The 17,740-nt window shown below is 44.2% G+C and carries 14 protein-coding genes; all 14 read left to right on the top strand.

Going from position 1 to position 17,740, the window contains the following annotated elements; all coding sequences use genetic code 11:
* The first annotated feature begins 8 nt into the window (after positions 1 to 8).
* The 14 genes from BK120_RS13145 (at position 9) to kduI (ending at position 17,716) form a co-directional block, all read left to right on the top strand.
* Positions 9 to 1,589, top strand: coding sequence for a response regulator (locus tag BK120_RS13145; protein ID WP_076267952.1), 1,581 nt, complete (start codon positions 9 to 11; stop codon positions 1,587 to 1,589).
* A 47-nt stretch (positions 1,590 to 1,636) separates the two neighbouring features.
* On the top strand, positions 1,637 to 3,412 hold the full coding sequence (locus BK120_RS13140; protein WP_076267951.1) for a sensor histidine kinase: 1,776 nt from the start codon (positions 1,637 to 1,639) through the stop codon (positions 3,410 to 3,412).
* Between the two features lie 133 nt (positions 3,413 to 3,545).
* Positions 3,546 to 5,255 (top strand): type 2 periplasmic-binding domain-containing protein, encoded by a 1,710-nt coding sequence (locus BK120_RS13135; protein WP_076267950.1) that lies wholly within the window; start codon positions 3,546 to 3,548, stop codon positions 5,253 to 5,255.
* A gap of 191 nt (positions 5,256 to 5,446) precedes the next feature.
* Positions 5,447 to 6,421, top strand: coding sequence for an ABC transporter permease (locus BK120_RS13130; RefSeq protein ID WP_076267949.1), 975 nt, complete (start codon positions 5,447 to 5,449; stop codon positions 6,419 to 6,421).
* Between the two features lie 15 nt (positions 6,422 to 6,436).
* Positions 6,437 to 7,381 carry a carbohydrate ABC transporter permease gene (locus tag BK120_RS13125; RefSeq protein ID WP_076267948.1) on the top strand — a complete coding sequence of 315 codons (945 nt, stop codon included), beginning with the start codon at positions 6,437 to 6,439 and terminating at the stop codon, positions 7,379 to 7,381.
* Positions 7,382 to 7,399: 18 nt separating this feature from the next.
* Positions 7,400 to 8,419: an endo-1,4-beta-xylanase gene (locus tag BK120_RS13120; protein WP_076267947.1), complete on the top strand. Its 1,020-nt coding sequence runs from the start codon at positions 7,400 to 7,402 to the stop codon at positions 8,417 to 8,419.
* 28 nt (positions 8,420 to 8,447) lie between these two features.
* Positions 8,448 to 10,496, top strand: coding sequence for an alpha-glucuronidase family glycosyl hydrolase (locus tag BK120_RS13115; protein WP_076267946.1), 2,049 nt, complete (start codon positions 8,448 to 8,450; stop codon positions 10,494 to 10,496).
* Between the two features lie 378 nt (positions 10,497 to 10,874).
* A complete protein-coding gene (locus BK120_RS13110; RefSeq protein ID WP_256710881.1) occupies positions 10,875 to 11,414 on the top strand; it encodes a hypothetical protein in 540 nt (179 codons plus the stop codon).
* A 32-nt stretch (positions 11,415 to 11,446) separates the two neighbouring features.
* A complete protein-coding gene (locus BK120_RS13105; protein WP_076267945.1) occupies positions 11,447 to 12,226 on the top strand; it encodes an SDR family oxidoreductase in 780 nt (259 codons plus the stop codon).
* A gap of 129 nt (positions 12,227 to 12,355) precedes the next feature.
* On the top strand, positions 12,356 to 13,381 hold the full coding sequence (locus BK120_RS13100; RefSeq protein ID WP_372238984.1) for a DUF2332 domain-containing protein: 1,026 nt from the start codon (positions 12,356 to 12,358) through the stop codon (positions 13,379 to 13,381).
* Positions 13,382 to 13,453: 72 nt separating this feature from the next.
* Complete coding sequence (locus tag BK120_RS13095) at positions 13,454 to 14,590, top strand: winged helix-turn-helix domain-containing protein (RefSeq protein ID WP_076267943.1); 1,137 nt, start codon at positions 13,454 to 13,456, stop codon at positions 14,588 to 14,590.
* 102 nt (positions 14,591 to 14,692) lie between these two features.
* Positions 14,693 to 15,958: an MFS transporter gene (locus BK120_RS13090; RefSeq protein WP_076267942.1), complete on the top strand. Its 1,266-nt coding sequence runs from the start codon at positions 14,693 to 14,695 to the stop codon at positions 15,956 to 15,958.
* A 92-nt stretch (positions 15,959 to 16,050) separates the two neighbouring features.
* Positions 16,051 to 16,659: a TVP38/TMEM64 family protein gene (locus BK120_RS13085; RefSeq protein WP_076267941.1), complete on the top strand. Its 609-nt coding sequence runs from the start codon at positions 16,051 to 16,053 to the stop codon at positions 16,657 to 16,659.
* Between the two features lie 226 nt (positions 16,660 to 16,885).
* The gene (gene kduI, locus BK120_RS13080) at positions 16,886 to 17,716 is read left to right on the top strand and encodes a 5-dehydro-4-deoxy-D-glucuronate isomerase (protein ID WP_076267940.1); all 831 of its coding nucleotides are present in this window, start codon (positions 16,886 to 16,888) and stop codon (positions 17,714 to 17,716) included.
* Positions 17,717 to 17,740: the final 24 nt, after the last annotated feature.

Here is a 17,740-nt window from a genome sequence, read left to right as displayed (position 1 = left end):
GGAATTTGATGCATTTACATCGTGCAATTCTGGTTGACGATGAACCATTTACCCGCAAAGGCTTAATGAAGCTAATCGATTGGGAAACCTGCGGCTTTCAAATCGTAGGGGAAGCTGATAATGGCGAGGATGCGCTTGAACTGATCAAGCGTGTGCAGCCTGAGCTGGTCATAACGGACATTCGCATGCCGGTCATAGATGGGCTTGAGCTGATTCGATGCGTCATGCTGGAAAATATAGCAGTACCTTATTTTATTATCATTAGCGGTTACAATGACTTCAATTATGCCCAGCAAGCGATGCGTTATGGCGTTCATGACTTTGTTGTTAAACCGGTCGATGACGTTGAATTCACCGCTACGTTGACCAAATTAAAAGATAAATTAATACTGCAGCAAGAGGAACAGGCTAGAAATGAACGGCTGCTGGGCGGTGAAATGATTAAATCACTCATTCTCGGTGAAGCGAGCGAGGCGTCCATTGCAGGCTGGGAGCAGCGTTTGAACCTGAGAGAAGCTGATCGTTTATATTATTTGCTTGCTGAGCTGAACGACAACTACAACTGGCATCCATATGAGGAGAAAGTTCCCTACGCGCGCTTCAAGGAGCTCGTTCAACAAGAGCTTACGCGTATAACTTCTGCAGATCAGCCCATTTGCTTAAATGAGCATCGCAATCGTATCGGGATTTTGCTGCCTAGTTATTTGCTGGCAAGATGGGGCGGAGATCTCGAGCGATTGTTAACGGCCTTTCGAGATGCGCTGGATGCACATTTGGGAAAAGGCGTATTTCTTTACGCAGGTTCTGCTGTTCAACATTTGTCGGAGATCCGAGAATCGTACAAGACCGCCAAGGAAGCCAGCTTATACAAATATATAAACGAGGACAATCGCATCGTTAGCTTCGATCAAAAAAAGCTGGAGAGGCTCAATTATATCGGGTTTGATCCTGCTGAATTTAATTTATTTATGGAGCAAATGGAAGAGCTGCAGCTGGAGGCAGTGAAAACAATTGTTGATAAATGGTTTATAGATTTTCGCGAGAAACGATATGCTCCAGAAGCGGTTAAGATGAATATCCAGCTATGCTTGATGGGGATTTTGAAAACGATCCGCAATATGGAGGGGGATGAAAACTCCTTGCATACATTGGGACCGCTGCTTAACTGGCATGATTCTAATTTATCGCTCGGTGAACTAAAAAAACTGTTTCATGCATTTATCGAAGAGAGTCAGCAAAGTATTGCTGAGCTTAGGAAGGAACAGCTGAAAAGCGATATTCAAAAAATTAAAAGCTACATTGAAGCCAATTATTCGCAAAACATTAGCTTGAAGAGCATTGCTGCGTTATTTTATGTCAATCCGGTCTATTTAGGCCAATTATTTAAAAAGACATACCGCGTCTATTTTAATGAATTTTTACTTCAGCTTAGGGTAAATGAGGCCAAAAAGCTGCTGAGACAATCGCGCACGATGCGCATATATGAGATTGCGGAGAAAATTGGCTTCAGCAATGCAGATTATTTTGTTACGCAATTCGAGAAGATCGAGCATATGACTCCTACAGAATACCGAAATAAGCTCTTGTAGGCGTAGTTTCTTAAACCATCCGTTATCACAAGAAAAGGAGAATATCCGTGAAGCTGAGCCTAAGTCTCAACAATGTTCGTCTGCGGAATAAGCTGCTCATCCTTTATATCTTTTCGGTGTTTCTTCCAATCGTGTTAACCAACGTTATTTTTTATAATGTGACGACGGATAATGTGAGAAATCAACGGATGAAAGATATTACACGAGCAGTAGAACAGATCAACAACGAATTCCGCGCCGAAGTCGAGGATGCCGTGACCATTTCCGCTGTGTTTTATACGGATTACAATTTAAACGAAATTTTAGAGACGGACTATCAAGAGCCGGCTGCTTATGTTGAAGCTTATGATACGTATTTCCGGAGAATTTTGAATAGCTATACTCCTGTTTATGCCTCCATTCAAAGCATAAAAATTTTCGTGGAAAATCCAACAATGCTGCATTCAGGCGGCGTTGGTTATTTATCAAACGAAATTAAGCAGTCTGACTGGTATCAATTGTTGAAGGAAAGAAACAATTCTTACCCAATCTTCATCCGAACGCAGCAGGAGGATTTATATCTAAAAAGCGATGGCGCGGACAAGCGGAATACATTCAGCATTATCCGTGAAATGAATTATTTTGAATCTAAAAATAAATGGCAAAAGTATTTGAAAATCGACTTGAAAACGAGCACGATTGACCAAATATTTCGAAATCAGAACCTGCAAGGCAACATTTATTTAATTGATGATAAAGGTCATGTGGAGTATACGACAGACCCTGAGGTGGACTGGAGCGGAAAACCAGTATCGTTTGATGAATTGGTTTTTCCAAAGGATTCCATCCAATTTCCTTCAACGAATTCCTATGTGAGTTATTTGGAAAATTGGCGCATTGTAGGGACGATTTCGGAGGAAGAGGTGCTGAAGGACGTAAGGCAGTCTAGAGAATTTGTTTTTGTGCTGGCCTGTTTAAATTTTTTCATCCCAACGCTGATTATATTATGGATTTCACGTTCACTGCACGAGCGGTTGGTTCGCATTTTGCAGCATATGAAAAAAGTGAAAAACCAGAACTTCGATACGATTAAGCAGGGTGAATCCCTGGATGAAATCGGACAATTAACGAGCGAATTCAATCGGATGACGATACAAGTGAAAAGCTTGATTGATGATGTGTATATCGCGGACATTCAGACCAAAACATTAGAGCTCGAACGGAGGAAAGCGCAGCTGAATGCGCTGCAAAGCCAAATCAATCCTCATTTTCTATTTAATGCGCTGGAAACGATTCGAATGCGAAGCTTGATTAAGGACGAGATGGAGACGGCCAAGATCATTCATAATATGGCGAAAATATTTAGAACCTCGCTCACTTGGGGCAAAGACCGCGTTATGGTTAGTGAGGAAATTGAATTTATTTTGTGTTTCCTCGAAATTCAGAAATATCGATTTGAAGATCGGATGAATTACGACATCCACATAGATCCTGCTGCTAAAGAGTGCATGGTGCCCAAAATGATGTTTTTGCCTTTCGTAGAAAATGCCAGCATCCATGGTATTGAGCCGCTAAGACATGGAGGCAGCATTCAGGTCCAAGTTGAACGCGAGGCGGACACGTTAATTTTCTCGATCAGAGATAATGGGATTGGCATGGATGAACAAAAAGTAAAACAGTTTTATGGCTATTTGGAAAGCGACGAAGAGCTGGGCGAAAGAATTGGCGTTCAAAACGTTATTTATCGCTTGAAACTGATTTATGGTGATCGTTTTCAACTATTAATTGAGAGTGAGCCTGGACAAGGTACATTTATTCGGGTTGCAGTTCCTGTTGAAATATGAGATGCCCATAAAACGAATATCGTATATGTTTTTTAAAGTTTGAACTATAGTTTATTGGGTAAACAAAGTATTTTGAATTACTTATAATGAAAGTGCTTACAAAATAAGTTGCACTCGAAAGGGGCTGGGGAAAGTGAAAAAGAAAATATTATTGACTTGTATGACTGCCTTTATGATCTTTACTGCTGCATGCTCGAACAGCGGCAATGGCGGAGAAGCAAAGCCAACTAACAGCACGAACACTCCTGCAAATACTGCAAGTGAAGGGAAAGAAACAGATAAGCCGGTTGAAAAAGTTACTTTTTCTTATTTCAATGGTGTTGCAGCAGCTAAGGACATTAACAGCAACGAGACGACGATTGGTAAAATTTTGGAGGATCAAACGGGTGTTAACTTTAAAATCGAGCATTTGGTTGGCGATCTGAACACGAAGGTCGGAACGATGATCGCATCCAACGCTTATCCAGATGTTATGATTCCGGATGCAGCAATAGACAAAATTCTTGAAGCGGGTGCGTTTATTCCATTGGACGACCTGATTGAAGAACATGGTCCGAACATCAAACGTGTATACGGTAAATATTTCAACCAAATGAGAGCTGCAGATGGAAAAATCTACTTCCTGCCGTTTTCCAACACAGTAGGTGAATATATTCCAGATCCGAATATTAACCAAGGTGCTTTCTGGGTTCAAAGACGTGTTTTGAAAGAAGCAGGGTATCCAAAAGTTACAACTCTTGATGCTTACATGGATTTAATTAAAAACTTCGTAGACAAGCATAAAGATGAAGATTTGACAGGTATCGTTTCTTTAACACATGACTGGAGATTTTTCGCAACTTCCAACCCTCCAAACCATTTGGCAGGTTACCCGAATGACGGAAACGTCATCGTGGATATGAACACGTTTGAAGCAAAAACCTATGCAGCAGATGACAACACAAAACGTTGGTTGCAGAAGCTGAATGATATGAATGCTGGCGGTTATTTCGATAAAGCATCTTTCGTAGACAATTACGATCAATATTTGGCGAAATTGACTTCGCATAAGGTAGTAGGTTTCTTCGACTATGGATGGCAGTTTAACAATGCGCAAGCTGCACTTAGGGACGCTGCTAAGGTAGATCCAGCACAGGACGATTTTGTTTATTTCCCACTTCCAGTTACATTCGACGGACAGAAGGATCAATATTTAGATCCTCCAGGTTTTGTTAAAAACCGTGGTTTGGGTATTACTGTAAGCGCGAAAGATTCGGTTCGCATTATTCAATACTTGGATAATTTGTTGACAGACGAGAACCAAATTCTTCAAAGATGGGGCATTAAAGGCGAAACGTATGAAGTAGACGATAAGGGCCGTATGTATCGTACAGCTGAACAAATCGCGAAAATTAACGAAGATTTCAACGTATCATTCGGCTTTAAATATTATTCATGGAACTGGCCTTTGTATGGAAATGGTTCCTCGCTTCCAGACGGAAATTCGGTTGCTCCTGGTACACAGCCTGAAGTATTCCAAATGGGCTTGACGGAAGGCGATAAACTCATTCTTGATAAATACGGCGTTAAAACATATGCCGAGTTGTTCGCTGCTCCAGATGATCGTCCATGGTACCCGGCTTGGGGCATCGCGAAAGAGCAAGGTTCTCCGCAGCAAATTTGGGAAACGAAAAAAGATGAGCTTACGAAAAAATATTTCCCTAAGCTTGTCCTTGCAAAGTCAGCAGACTTTGAAAAAGTATGGACAGAGTACACAAATGCATTCGGCAAGCTCGATACGGCTGCTTACGAGAAATGGACAACAGATGAAGTAAAAAAATTGATCGAAGCATCCAAGCAATAATATAGAAGGAACGGTGAAAGGCCGGTTTGCGGATGCAAAATGCCGGCCTTTCTTTAAATATAAGAATTTATAAGTTTGTTAGCTTATAAAAGGCTTATATTTCTCCGTCAAAGCTGCTTCAGCGTCCAGAGGTCGCCGAAAACGTTTTGCTTGCTATCCAGCATCATTCAGTCCGGAAGGAGAGATTCAAGATGGAACATAAGCCCGATATGTCATCGTCAAACCTGGTGCTGCCTAAGAAGCCGTCGGGACTGAAGAATTTTGCAAAAAAGCTCATTGAGCAACGAGTGCTTGTTCTTATGTCTGTACCGTTTCTAGCGTGGTTGTTTATTTTTAAATATATGCCTCTATGGGGGTGGACGATCGCCTTTCAAGCCTATAAGCCAGCGAAAAGCTTCAGTGAGCAGAAATGGATCGGGTTTGATCATTTTAAATTTTTGTTCGAAGACGAACGGTTTATTCGTGTCTTGAGAAATACGGTGGCGATGAGCGGAATCAATCTGGTTCTCGGCTTCGTTACGGCAATCACACTCGCTTTGTTGTTAAATGAGGTCAGGAAGGTTGCTTTTAAACGCATTGTTCAAACGGTCAGTTATTTGCCCCATTTCATTTCTTGGGTAGTTGCGGCAAGCATTATTCAAACAACGTTATCTCCAGATGGCATCATCAATCAAATGCTGCTTTGGACCGGCTTTGTGGAAAAAGGCGAGGAAATATTATTTCTCGGTATACCCGAGCAATTTTGGACCATTTTTGGAGCAAGCTCTGTATGGAAAGATGTAGGCTGGAATACAATCGTCTACCTAGCGGCAATGACGATGATTGACCCTGCGCAATATGAAGCAGCAGAGATGGATGGAGCAGGCCGAATTAAACGGATGTGGTATGTAACGCTTCCGGGTATCAAACCGGTTATTATCGTATTGCTCATTATGAATATCGGGTATTTGCTGGAATCGGGCTTCGAGCCGCAGTATTTGCTGGGGAACGGCATGAACGTCGATTTTTCCGAAAACCTTGACATATTTGTTCTTAAATACGGGATTGCGCAAGGCAACTACTCGCTATCAATTGCAGCGGGCATGTTTAAAACCATTATCAGCTTTATTTTATTGTTCGCAGCGAACAATCTTGCAAAACGTATGGGCGAGTCCAGACTGTTTTAGAGGGAGGGGTACAACATGAGTCATTCGGCATCGGAAGCTGTATCAAACAAACCAAGCCGCATCCGCTCATCACGCGGCGATCTCATATTTGATATTTGCAATTATATATTTCTTACTTTACTGATGGTTGTGACCTTATATCCTTTCTTGAATACAGCCGCCGTATCGCTCAACAATGCGACGGATTCGATTAAGGGCGGTATTTATTTGCTGCCGAGGATATGGACACTGGACAATTATAGCTACGTACTTAGGGAAGCAACGATTTTTCATGCGACGCTAATTTCCATCCTTCGAACGGTGATTGGAACGATAGCTACTGTCTTTTGTTCAGCGATGGTGGCTTACACGATTACTCGACAAGAGTATGTGCTTAGGAAATTCGTGACGATTGCGTTCATTTTGACGATGTATTTTAACGGCGGGCTCATTCCAAACTTTCTATTGATCCGTGATTTGGGTTTGCTTAACAACTTCTGGGTATACATCTTCCCAGGTTTGATCGGTGTATTCAACTTAATCATTATTCGTTCCTTTATTGAAGGGCTGCCTGAGAGCATTTTGGAGTCTGCGAGAATAGACGGAGCTGGCGATTTTAAAATGTTTTACAGCATCGTCCTGCCGCTTTGCGTTCCTGTGCTCGCGACTGTTGCGCTTTTCTCGGCAGTGTATCAGTGGAACCAGTGGTTTGACGTGTTCTTGTACAATTCCTCGAATATCGATCTCAGTACGCTGCAGTATGAGCTGCAAAAAATTCTGCAAAACTCCAATGCTTCCTTGACGACGAAGACGGCGGGCGATGCGTTCGCCAATGCCGGCAATTCAGGAGCCAATACAGTAACGCCGTTCGCCATCCGGGCAACGATGACGATTGTGGCTTCCTTGCCGATCATTATGGTATATCCGTTTCTACAGAAATACTTTGTAAAAGGTATGACCGTAGGCGGCGTGAAAGGTTAATAGACAGGGGGAAATAAGATGAGCAGCCATGCAGCCAGTTCTATTCCTAAGTTATACGAAGCATTTAAAGATTCATTTGATATAGGCGCAGCAGTTAATCCGCGTACGATTGTTCAGGCTCGCGATCTCATAGCCACCCATTTTAACAGCTTGACTGCTGAGAATGAAATGAAATTTGTTAGCTTGCACCCTTCCGAAGATACCTATACGTTCGAAGAGGCAGACAAAATCGTCGCATTTGCAAGAGAGCATGGGAAAAAAATGAGAGGGCATACACTGGTTTGGCATAATCAGACATCCGATTGGCTGTTTGAAGAAACGAATGGCAGCTCGGTTAGCCGCGAGAAGCTTTTGGATCGATTGAAATCGCATATTCATACTGTTGTTGGCCGTTATAAAGATGATATTTATGCATGGGACGTCGTAAATGAAGTCATCTCTGACGAAGGCGCAGCTATGCTGCGTCCAACCAAATGGCTGGATATCGCCGGAGTGGACTATATTGCCAAAGCGTTTGAATTCACACATGAAGCAGATCCTAAAGCTCAGCTTTTCTACAATGATTATAATGAGTCGAACCCTCTGAAACGCGATAAAATCTATCAATTGGTTAAATCGCTGCTCGAGCAGGATGTCCCGATTCATGGCGTAGGCCTTCAAGCGCATTGGAGCTTATATCATCCTCATTTAGATGAAATACGGGCTGCTATCGAGAAGTACGCTTCACTTGGCCTAAGACTGCAATTAACAGAGCTTGATATATCGATGTTCCGCCATGATGATGTACGAACCGACTTAGCAAAGCCTACTGAAGAAATGCTGGAGCTGCAGGAGAAACGATATGAGGTTGTCTTTCAATTGCTGACGGAATATCGCAATCATATTGATGCGGTTACGTTCTGGGGAGCGGCGGATGATTATACGTGGCTCAGTGATTTTCCTGTACGTGGACGGAAAAATTGGCCAATGCTATTTGATGAGAACCATGAGCCAAAAGGTTCGTTCTGGCGCGTCATGAAGCAGCACTCATCTCTCTGAGCCAGCTTACAAGGAGGCACGCAAATTAATGGACAGTCACACGTATAAGGCTTGGCTAAATCCTCAGCGAATAGAGGATTTGTATTTGAAAAAAGAGTATTTGGCTCTTTTTGGTCAGATCGTCTTTAGTGGCGTGGCGACTGGCGTTTTGGAAACGGCAATCAAAGAGCTGCAGCATGGTATTCATGCCTTAATCGGCATAATCCCGGCAGTAAAGGAGCGGGCTGAGCCTGCGACGGCTGGCTTTCTTCATATTATGGTGGACTCCGTATTGATGGATTCTGATAGATGGGAGCCGTCCAAAGCGGGATATATGCTGCGGTACAGCTCTCAGCAAGGCCATGGCAATTTATCTCTTGTCGGCGGATCAGATACAGCCGTATTATATGGTGTATTTCATTTACTGCGTCTATTAGGCGCCGGTAAGCCAGTGAAAGAACTGAATGCCGAGGAGTCTCCAGCCATGTCGCTTCGAATGATTAATCAGTGGGATAATGCTGATGGTTCGGTAGAGCGAGGGTATGCAGGACAGTCTATTTTTTATCAAAATGGAGAAATAACGAGTGAATTTAATCGAATAAACGATTATGCAAGAATGCTCGCATCCGTTGGCCTCAATGCGATTTCTATCAATAATGTGAATGTTCATGCGATTGAAACGATGTTCATCACAGAGGAAAAGCTTCCTGCTGTTGCGGTTATTGCAGACATTTTCCGCAGGTACGGAATTACGCTGTTTCTAAGCGTTAACTTTGCTGCGCCTCTGCAAATCGGAGGTCTGGCCACTGCGGATCCGCTGGATGCTGGTGTGAAGCAGTGGTGGAAGGAAATGGCTGAACGGATTTACGCGTTTATTCCTGACTTCGGTGGTTTCGTGGTGAAGGCAGATTCTGAGCATCGGCCGGGGCCATTTGCTTATGGACGCGACCATGCAGATGGAGCGAATATGCTGGCTGAAGCGCTGGAAGCTCACGATGGCATCGTCATATGGCGCTGCTTTGTTTATGACTGCATGCAGGATTGGCGTGATCGGAAGATCGATCGAGCGCGTGCGGCATTTGACCATTTTAAACCGCTCGATGGTCGTTTTCGGAGTAATGTCATTCTACAAATTAAGAATGGACCGATGGACTTTCAGGTTCGCGAGCCCGTATCCCCGTTGTTTGGCGCGATGAAGAAAACGAACCAGATGATGGAGTTCCAGATCACGCAAGAATATACCGGTCAACAGAAGCATCTTTGCTATCTCGTCCCGCAGTGGAAGCAGGTAATGGATTTCGATACTTATGCGGAAGGTGCATCGACTGAAGTTAAGCGAGTGGTGGATGGTACATTATACGGCATGAAATATAGCGGAATTGCAGCAGTAAGCAATATTGGGAATGAAGAGAGCTGGACAGGGCATATTCTCGCACAAGCCAATCTTTACGGATATGGCCGGCTAGTGTGGAACCCGGCTTTAACAGCCGAGGAGATTTCGCACGAGTGGATAGCCGCAACGTTTGGCAATGATCCTGAGATAGCTTTAGCAATCGGTGACATGCTGATGAAGTCGTGGCTGTTATATGAAAGCTATACGGCGCCGCTTGGCGTAGGCTGGATGATCACGCCTAACCATCATTTTGGTCCGGATGTCGATGGCTACGAGTATTCAAGATGGGGAACCTACCATTTTGCAGATCGTGACGGTATCGGAGTTGACCGGACGCAGGCGAGTGGAACAGGATATACGGCACAGTATAATGAACCAAACCGTTCGCAGTATGATAGTTTGGACACTTGTCCAGACGAGCTGCTGTTATTTTTCCATCATGTGCCTTATACCCATTTACTCCATTCTGGCAAGACGGTCATTCAGCATATCTACGATACCCATTTTGCGGGTGCGGAGGAAGCTGATCAGATGTTGCGGGATTGGGCTGGTTTGGCCGGCAAAATCGATGAAGCAAGGTTTGCGCATGTCGCTGAGCGATTGGCCTTTCAAGCTGATCATGCGAAGCATTGGCGCGACGTGATCAATACGTATTTCTATCGTAAATCGGGCATTGCCGATGCGGCTGGTCGGAAAATATTTTAATGGGTTTGGATGCGAGGTGGAGATTTGTCCACCTCGTTTTTTGTTTGACGGTGGAATAGAGAGTAGAGGGGCGGCCCAATGGTGGAGGAGTAACTCATCGATAGGAGCGTTTAAGAGCTTATAGGTTCTTAAAGCGGCGTGGCAGCCTTGGAAGGCAACCTGTAAGAACGCATATGTTCTTATATGCTCCAAAAGTGGGGGAGTAACTCATCGATGGGAGCGTTTAAGAGCATATAGGTTCTTAAAGTGACGTGTCAGGCTTGGTTTGCTGGCTATAAGAACGCATATGCTCCTATATGCTCCACAAAGCAGTCCTTTACCGCGTTGGTAGAGGGCTGTTTTTGTCTATAGATAAAACCTTTACAAATGAGGAAAGCTTTGCAATCATTAAGTAATGGTATTTTATTGGAAATTGCGATGAGGAGTGAAGCTATGAATGTCATGAGAGGATCAGATTGGTTAGCTGCTGCAATGAAGTTAAGCGTAATATCTGCTTTTGTTGTTTTGTTAAGCGCTTGCAGCAATACAATTAAAGTCGAGCATATCGAGGCATTTAGCATAGAAATTTTTTCAGAGGAAAATAAAGATGGCTTTTATGAACAAACAGGCTTTAAGAAGGTGAACTCTATTACTGCTTTTGCAGAAAATAAAAATTATTTAAGCTCTGACATCAAAATGGTCGTGGATTATTATGATCTGGATGGAAAATACGTTAAATCAGAAATCGTACATACCAAATTCAGCAAGTCTCATATCACGATGGTTGAAGATGGAGATAATCGAAAAAAAGAGCTTCAGGAGCCATCAACCATTATCATACCTGATGACAATTTACAAAATTTTCGATCCAGTGCTCTATCAGACGACGAGAAAAAACAGATTAAACAACATGTGTTAAATTTTATAGATAGTTTATAAGCTTAGGACAAACGAATATGGAGGAATTGCAAATGATCTCATTAAAAAATAAGATAGCGATCGTTACAGGAGCGAGCAGAGCAACGGGAATTGGAACAGCGATTTGCCGTTCGCTTGCACGCTTAGGTGCAGACATTTTCTTTACGCATTGGTATGCCTTTGATGAAGCGGAAGGCAATGGGGGAGAGAAGGATTGGCCTGAGCAGCTGCGTAAGGAACTAGAAGACTTAGGCGTGAGGGCAAGTCATATGGAAGCGGATTTTGCCGATGTGGAAACTCCTGCCCTTATAATGGAACAAGTAGAAAGGTCGTTAGGCCACGCGACGATTTTAATTAACAACGCCACCTATTGCGTACCTTCCAATTACAAAAGCTTGAATATCAATATATTGGACCAACATTATGCTGTGAATAACCGCGGGCCGATATTGTTAAGCACAGAGTTTGCGAGCAGATTTGAGAAAAACCAAATTAAAGGGACATCGGGCAGAATTATCTTTATGGTTTCAAAAGGGCCCGATCCTAATAATTTGGCTTACATTGCAACAAAAGGCGCATTGATTGGGTTAATCGAGCCGCTATCTGTAGGGTTGGCTCCGCTTCAAATTACAGTGAATGGGTTTGATCCAGGTCCCACCGATTCTGGCTGGATGGATGAGCAGATGAAAGCAGGCTTTTTGCCAATGTTTCCTATGGGACGCATCGGTTTGCCGGAGGATGCAGCTAAAGCAATCAACTTCTTGGCGAGTGACGATTCACAGTGGATAACCGGGCAAGTCATAAAATCTGAAGGCGGTTTTTTGGGTAAATAGCTGATTTTGTCCTTTATTATCCTACACACACGTGATAAAAGAAATCTATATAGTTTATAAAATCATTGAAATATAATTTATCGATAGCCATGATACAATGCCGTTAAGCGGGAAAATGGAGGGATGGCATTGTTGAACAAACCTATTTTGACTGAGCAATTTATGGTGTTCGCGACGAGGGAATGCAATGGCTCAAGCCGTTTATATGAACAGTTATCATTAGCCATTGCAGATGATGAAGAAATGCTTCAGATGGCTTCTTATTGCAGAGAAGGCCAGCCAGTTCCCAATCTTTTTTTTGCTGCGGTTCAGTACTTGCTGCGCAAAGAGACCAGCCACGAACTGCAAAAGTTTTACGGCAGCATAGTTAATCATCCGAGAGATGCGGCGGAGGCATTCCCTTTCTTTAAACACTTTTGCCTTCAGCATAAAAACGAAATTGTTCAACTGCTCCAAAACAAGCTTGTACAAACGAATGAGGTTAGACGCTGTGCTTACTTGTATCCTGCATTTTGTTACATGTACCAAAAAACGAAAAAACCATTAGCAATCATTGAAATTGGAACAAGTGCGGGGCTGCAGCTTTTTTGGGATAAGTATAGTTATCAATATAACGATAGTGAAACTTATGGAAATACAGATGCTGAACTGGTACTGCGCTCGGAAGTTCGTGGAGATGTTATTCCGCATCTCCTAAAACAAAGTCCGCCAGTGATAGCAAGGATAGGAATAGATTTGCACATTAATAATCTGGAAGAGGCAGACGATTATCTTTGGTTAAAGTCGTTGATATGGCCTGAGCATAACGAGCGGATTGTGAATTTTGACAAAGCGGCTTCTTTATTAAAAGGGCAGCAGATGGAGTTGTTTCAAGGGAATGGTGCGAAACGACTTGCTGAAATGGCTGCTAAAATAACGGAGGATTGTGTTATTGGTGTGTTTCACACCCATGTAGCCAACCAAATGACTCATGATGACAAAGTTGAATTAACAGACAGCATTAGGAGAATAGGGCAACAAAGAGATATATTTCACCTCTACAATAATATGTGGGACCCATATCTTCATCTTGATTATTATTTGGAGGGCAAGGAGCAAAAGGAAACGTTAGCGGAAACAGATGGTCATGGCCGTTGGTTTCGGTGGATGCTTTGATCCTACACCGTTCATTGTGGATTTAACGAAAGAGCATAATTTCAGCGCGCAGGGATAGAGGTCGAGAGATTTATGGAATGGGATGCTGGTGCTTACACCATTGCATGGAAAGCACAAAAGATTGTACTGCTTCCGAAGGAATATGCGCTGCTGCATTTCATGCACAGCCATGCAGGGCAAACGCTGTCGCGCGAACAGCTGCTGGACAACGTCTGGGCAATGGAGGCGCCGGTAGATCGTACGGTAGATGATCACATTTACCGGCTGCGGCGCAAGCTTGCACAATGGTCGCCGACTATTCAGATCGATACGGTACGTGGACACGGTTATCGACTGCTGCTGAAGCAGGAAGGTCTGAATGATAACCCTCTAATCGAACTGCCTTCGTTCACGGAGGAGCTAAGCGGAATTGTCAGCACATATTTGCGCTATGGAAGAGGGGATGCGCTCCTCATGCTGACACGGAATGAGCAGGTATTAGGCTTTAAGGTGGACCTGACCTTAAAGCTTTTATTTCGCGTAATGGAAGGCGATGTACGTTTTATTGTGCGGGAGGAGGCGGGCTCATTTGCAGATCGTGCCTTCCTTTTGCTGTACTTATATCAGTTTATTGACCCGCAGGACAACCGTGAGTATGTGGCGATCGTTCGTAGGCAACAGGTGCTTGCGCAGATATGGCAAAACGAGCTCGAAACGATGTCGATCATCAGCATGCTGATGGATTGGGGAGAGTTCGAGGCTGCCAAGGAAAAGCTGGATTTGCTTAAAGCAGAAGTGAAGCGAAATAATTGGGAAGGGCTCATCCCCTACACAGCTAATCTAGAGCTGGAATTTGTGCTGCGCGCTGAGCTGTGGTCAGAAGTCGATTCGGCTGCAGAGGTTGTTGAGGCGAAGCTCAAACAGTTTCCTTATCAACGCGAGGAGGGGCATTACCTTGTTTTGAAGGGGATAGCGCTTTATCGTTCAAACAGAAAATCCGGCTTGTCCTTTATTGAACAAGGATTCTCGCTGCTGAAGCAGTCGCATTTTTTAGCCAATCTGTTAAACAGCTATCACACCCTTCTGATCATAACCAAGGTGCATGGCTGGGGAGCAGACCGGGATTACTTTGTGAAGGAATGGAGCCGGTTAACGGCACAGATTGGGCTGGATGACATTGCAAAACAGGTAAAGGAGCAGCTTCAAGCAGAGCTGAAATCCTACCAATAATTTTCTGTTAAATTTCTATTAAATCTTTATTCATGCTCTGATAATGCTCTGATAATTGTCCGGTATTGTTGGATCTATCAACTCATACCGGAGGTTATCAAGATGGAAAATGCAAAAACGAATGATCCGATTTGGCGCCCGCTTCGGGCGAAAAGCTTCCGCCAGCTGTTTATTGGCCAGCTGTTGTCCGACCTTGCGAATTGGCTTGATTTTATAGCGCTTAGCGCATTAATTGTTTATGCATGGAATCACGGCTCTATGGCAGTTGCCGCATTATCGATCTGTGTCGGTTTGCCTTATGTCATTGTGGGACCGTTGATGAGTGTGCGTCTACGTTGTTTTTCTGGAAAAAGCTTGTTAATCGGATGCGATCTATTGCGATTTGTATTCGTGCTGGCCATGGCTTGGTCGCCGTCGCTTCCTATTCTCCTGTTATTGGTATTGCTTAAGCACAGCATGAGCGCTATATTTGACCCGGTTAGGCAAAGCGCTGTGAAAAGAATCGTTGACCGACATTTGCTGGCGCAGGCCTCTTCACTCAGCCAAATGTCGGTTAATATGACGAAGGTGTTGGGACCTATGATCGGCGGAGCAATAACGGCATGGCTCGGAGCAGCGGTTCCATTTTTTATAAGCGCCCTACTGTATGCACTGTCTGCTCTCATGCTCGGTTTTATCCCGTCTTGGAGAGGACAGAAGGAGCAAGCGGCAAAGCCATCCGGCGGATTAAGGGTTGCCTGGGAGCATATGATGCGCAGGCCGCTCCTGAAGGCGGTCATTATGTATGCTGCTTCTTTGTTTTTCCTTATCTTTTTGTATGATGGTTTGTTCGTTTTACTGGCGAAGGAATCGGGAATGGCTGAGAATTTATTCGGACTGCTCATTGGCGCGGTTGGTGCAGGCAGTGTTGCCGGCGCTTTACTGGCAGGACAATGGAGCGGGTGGAAGCGGCGGCCGCTTACTCATATGACGAAAGCGGGTATCGCAACGGGAATTCTCGTTATTGCGGTCGGAATTAGCGGCATGGGCATATTCCAAGCGGAGCTTGATTTGTGGCTGCCGTTATGTGCGGCGCTTGGCTTTTGCAGCGCACAAAGCGCGGTGCCGTTTGGCTACGTGCTGCAAATAGAGACGACGGATGAAACGGTTGGTCCTGTGTTTGCGTTAGCGAATGCTTTCCAGACGAGCTCTATGCTCATTGCGCCGGTAATTGGGGCGATGATGGCTTCGTGGTGGAGTGTCGGCAGTGTATTCCTCGGTGTTGGAGTAGCTACAACAGGAGTAGCGGCTGTTTACCTTTTTTACAGTGAGATGAAGGTAAATAAGCAGCGACAACGGCGATCCTTTACACAAGAACTGAACGACTGATCACCGGCTATCTTAAATTTGACACAATGCATTGCTCGTATTTATCTTCAATAATGATAAGCTGGAGATATCTACTATTCAGGGGTACAACGATGCTCAAAAAAACAGGTTTAGCTGCTTTGTATGCCAGTATTGCTTTTCTTATTTATCTTTATGGCGATGTGATTTTGACGTGGTTTCAGCAAGCGGATAATGTTCCGCTCGTCGTTATTATGGCAACGCTCGTCGCACTATTTCCTGTCATCCCGTATCCCGTAATCGGCGGGCTCATTGGTGCTGCTCTTGGCCCAGTGTTAGGCGCGGCAGTAACTTGGACGGGCTCAGCGGCAGCATCCATTGTGATGTTTCTGTTTATCCGCTATGGTTATCAAGAGTGGGGGAAGAATTTTCTCTACCGTTATCCAAGCATCGGAAAACTTACAGTGATGTTTGAGCAGTATGCTTTTCTGACGATTATGTTTGCTCGGCTCATTCCGTTCATTCCATCCATTGCAGTTAATGTGTACTCGGCGCTAAGCCGTGTTTCCTTTACCGTTTATGCCGTCGCCTCATCGATTGGCAAAATCCCAGCGATGCTGTTGTTCGCCACGATCGGTGATACGCTTATGACGGACCCAAGAAACGTATTCGTTACCGTTTTAGTATACGGCATGTTTATGGCGGTATCTCTTTATGTTTATCGAAAGTGGAAGCTTCAGTAGATTTCCTCTAAAACAACAAACGGCCTCTTCGCAAATGATGCGCGCGGAGGCCGTTTTTTTGTTGTACAATCTTCTCGGAAATAAAATGCTCCTGCTAATCTTGAATGTTTAAAATGTTCTTTTTATGTTCGTAAATGTGTGTTATTATAAAAACGAACAATAACAAACATTAGCGTGGCTTGCGATGCGAGTCTAACGCAAATAACTTTTAGGAGGCTTTTATCCAATGGAAGTACGCCATACTACGAATCCTACCGATGTGAAGCAATATGATACGGAACGTCTGCGCAGCGAGTTTTTGATCGAAAGCTTGTTTGAGCAAGATCAATTAAAAATGACATATACGCATTATGACAGAATGGTTGTAGGCGGAGCATTGCCTGTGAACGAGACGCTTGAGCTGGAGGATGCTGCAACGCTAAAAACCGAATATTTCTTGGAGCGCCGCGAGGTTGGTTTCTTGAATATTGGTGGACCTGCTTCGATTTCCGTTGATGGGGAAGTATACGAGCTGAATAAGCTCGACGTGCTTTATGTTGGCAAGGGCAAACGTCAAGTGCTGCTTTCAAGTGTCGATAAAGCGAACCCTGCGAAGCTTTATTTCTGTTCCGCGCTTGCGCATGCTGAAATTGCAACACGCAAGATGACGATGGAGGAAGCGAATCCGACTCATCTTGGTTCGCAAGAGACTTCCAATGAACGTATTCTTTATAAATATATTCACGCAGACGGCATCCAAAGCTGCCAGCTTATGCTTGGTGTAACGAGCTTGAAAACGGGAAGCGTCTGGAATACGATGCCTTCGCATGTCCATGACCGCCGCATGGAAGCATACTTGTACTTCGACATGAATGATGATGCTCGCGTATTCCATATGATGGGCGAGCCTTCGCAGACGAGACATCTTGTTGTTGCCAACGACCAAGCGATTCTTTCACCGCCATGGTCGATCCACTCAGGAGTGGGCACAAGCAATTATACATTCTGCTGGTCGATGGCTGGAGAGAACTACACATTTACAGATATGGACGCCGTACCTGCAAGCGAGCTAAAATAGAAACATTCGCTACAGGGGGTGCAC

This window comes from Paenibacillus sp. FSL A5-0031 (assembly GCF_001956295.1).
Lineage (GTDB): Bacteria > Bacillota > Bacilli > Paenibacillales > Paenibacillaceae > Pristimantibacillus.
This window is presented reverse-complemented; position numbering and strand designations above follow the sequence as displayed.

Bases quoted from the DNA above. Each gene is read 5' to 3' on its own strand.
- BK120_RS13145 (WP_076267952.1), top strand. From the start codon at position 9: ATGCATTTACATCGTGCAATTCTGGTTGACGATGAACCATTTACCCGC.
- BK120_RS13130 (WP_076267949.1), top strand. From the start codon at position 5,447: ATGGAACATAAGCCCGATATGTCATCGTCAAACCTGGTGCTGCCTAAG.
- BK120_RS13125 (WP_076267948.1), top strand. From the start codon at position 6,437: ATGAGTCATTCGGCATCGGAAGCTGTATCAAACAAACCAAGCCGCATC.
- BK120_RS13120 (WP_076267947.1), top strand. From the start codon at position 7,400: ATGAGCAGCCATGCAGCCAGTTCTATTCCTAAGTTATACGAAGCATTT.
- BK120_RS13115 (WP_076267946.1), top strand. From the start codon at position 8,448: ATGGACAGTCACACGTATAAGGCTTGGCTAAATCCTCAGCGAATAGAG.
- BK120_RS13105 (WP_076267945.1), top strand. From the start codon at position 11,447: ATGATCTCATTAAAAAATAAGATAGCGATCGTTACAGGAGCGAGCAGA.
- BK120_RS13095 (WP_076267943.1), top strand. From the start codon at position 13,454: ATGGAATGGGATGCTGGTGCTTACACCATTGCATGGAAAGCACAAAAG.
- BK120_RS13090 (WP_076267942.1), top strand. From the start codon at position 14,693: ATGGAAAATGCAAAAACGAATGATCCGATTTGGCGCCCGCTTCGGGCG.
- BK120_RS13085 (WP_076267941.1), top strand. From the start codon at position 16,051: ATGCTCAAAAAAACAGGTTTAGCTGCTTTGTATGCCAGTATTGCTTTT.
- kduI (WP_076267940.1), top strand. From the start codon at position 16,886: ATGGAAGTACGCCATACTACGAATCCTACCGATGTGAAGCAATATGAT.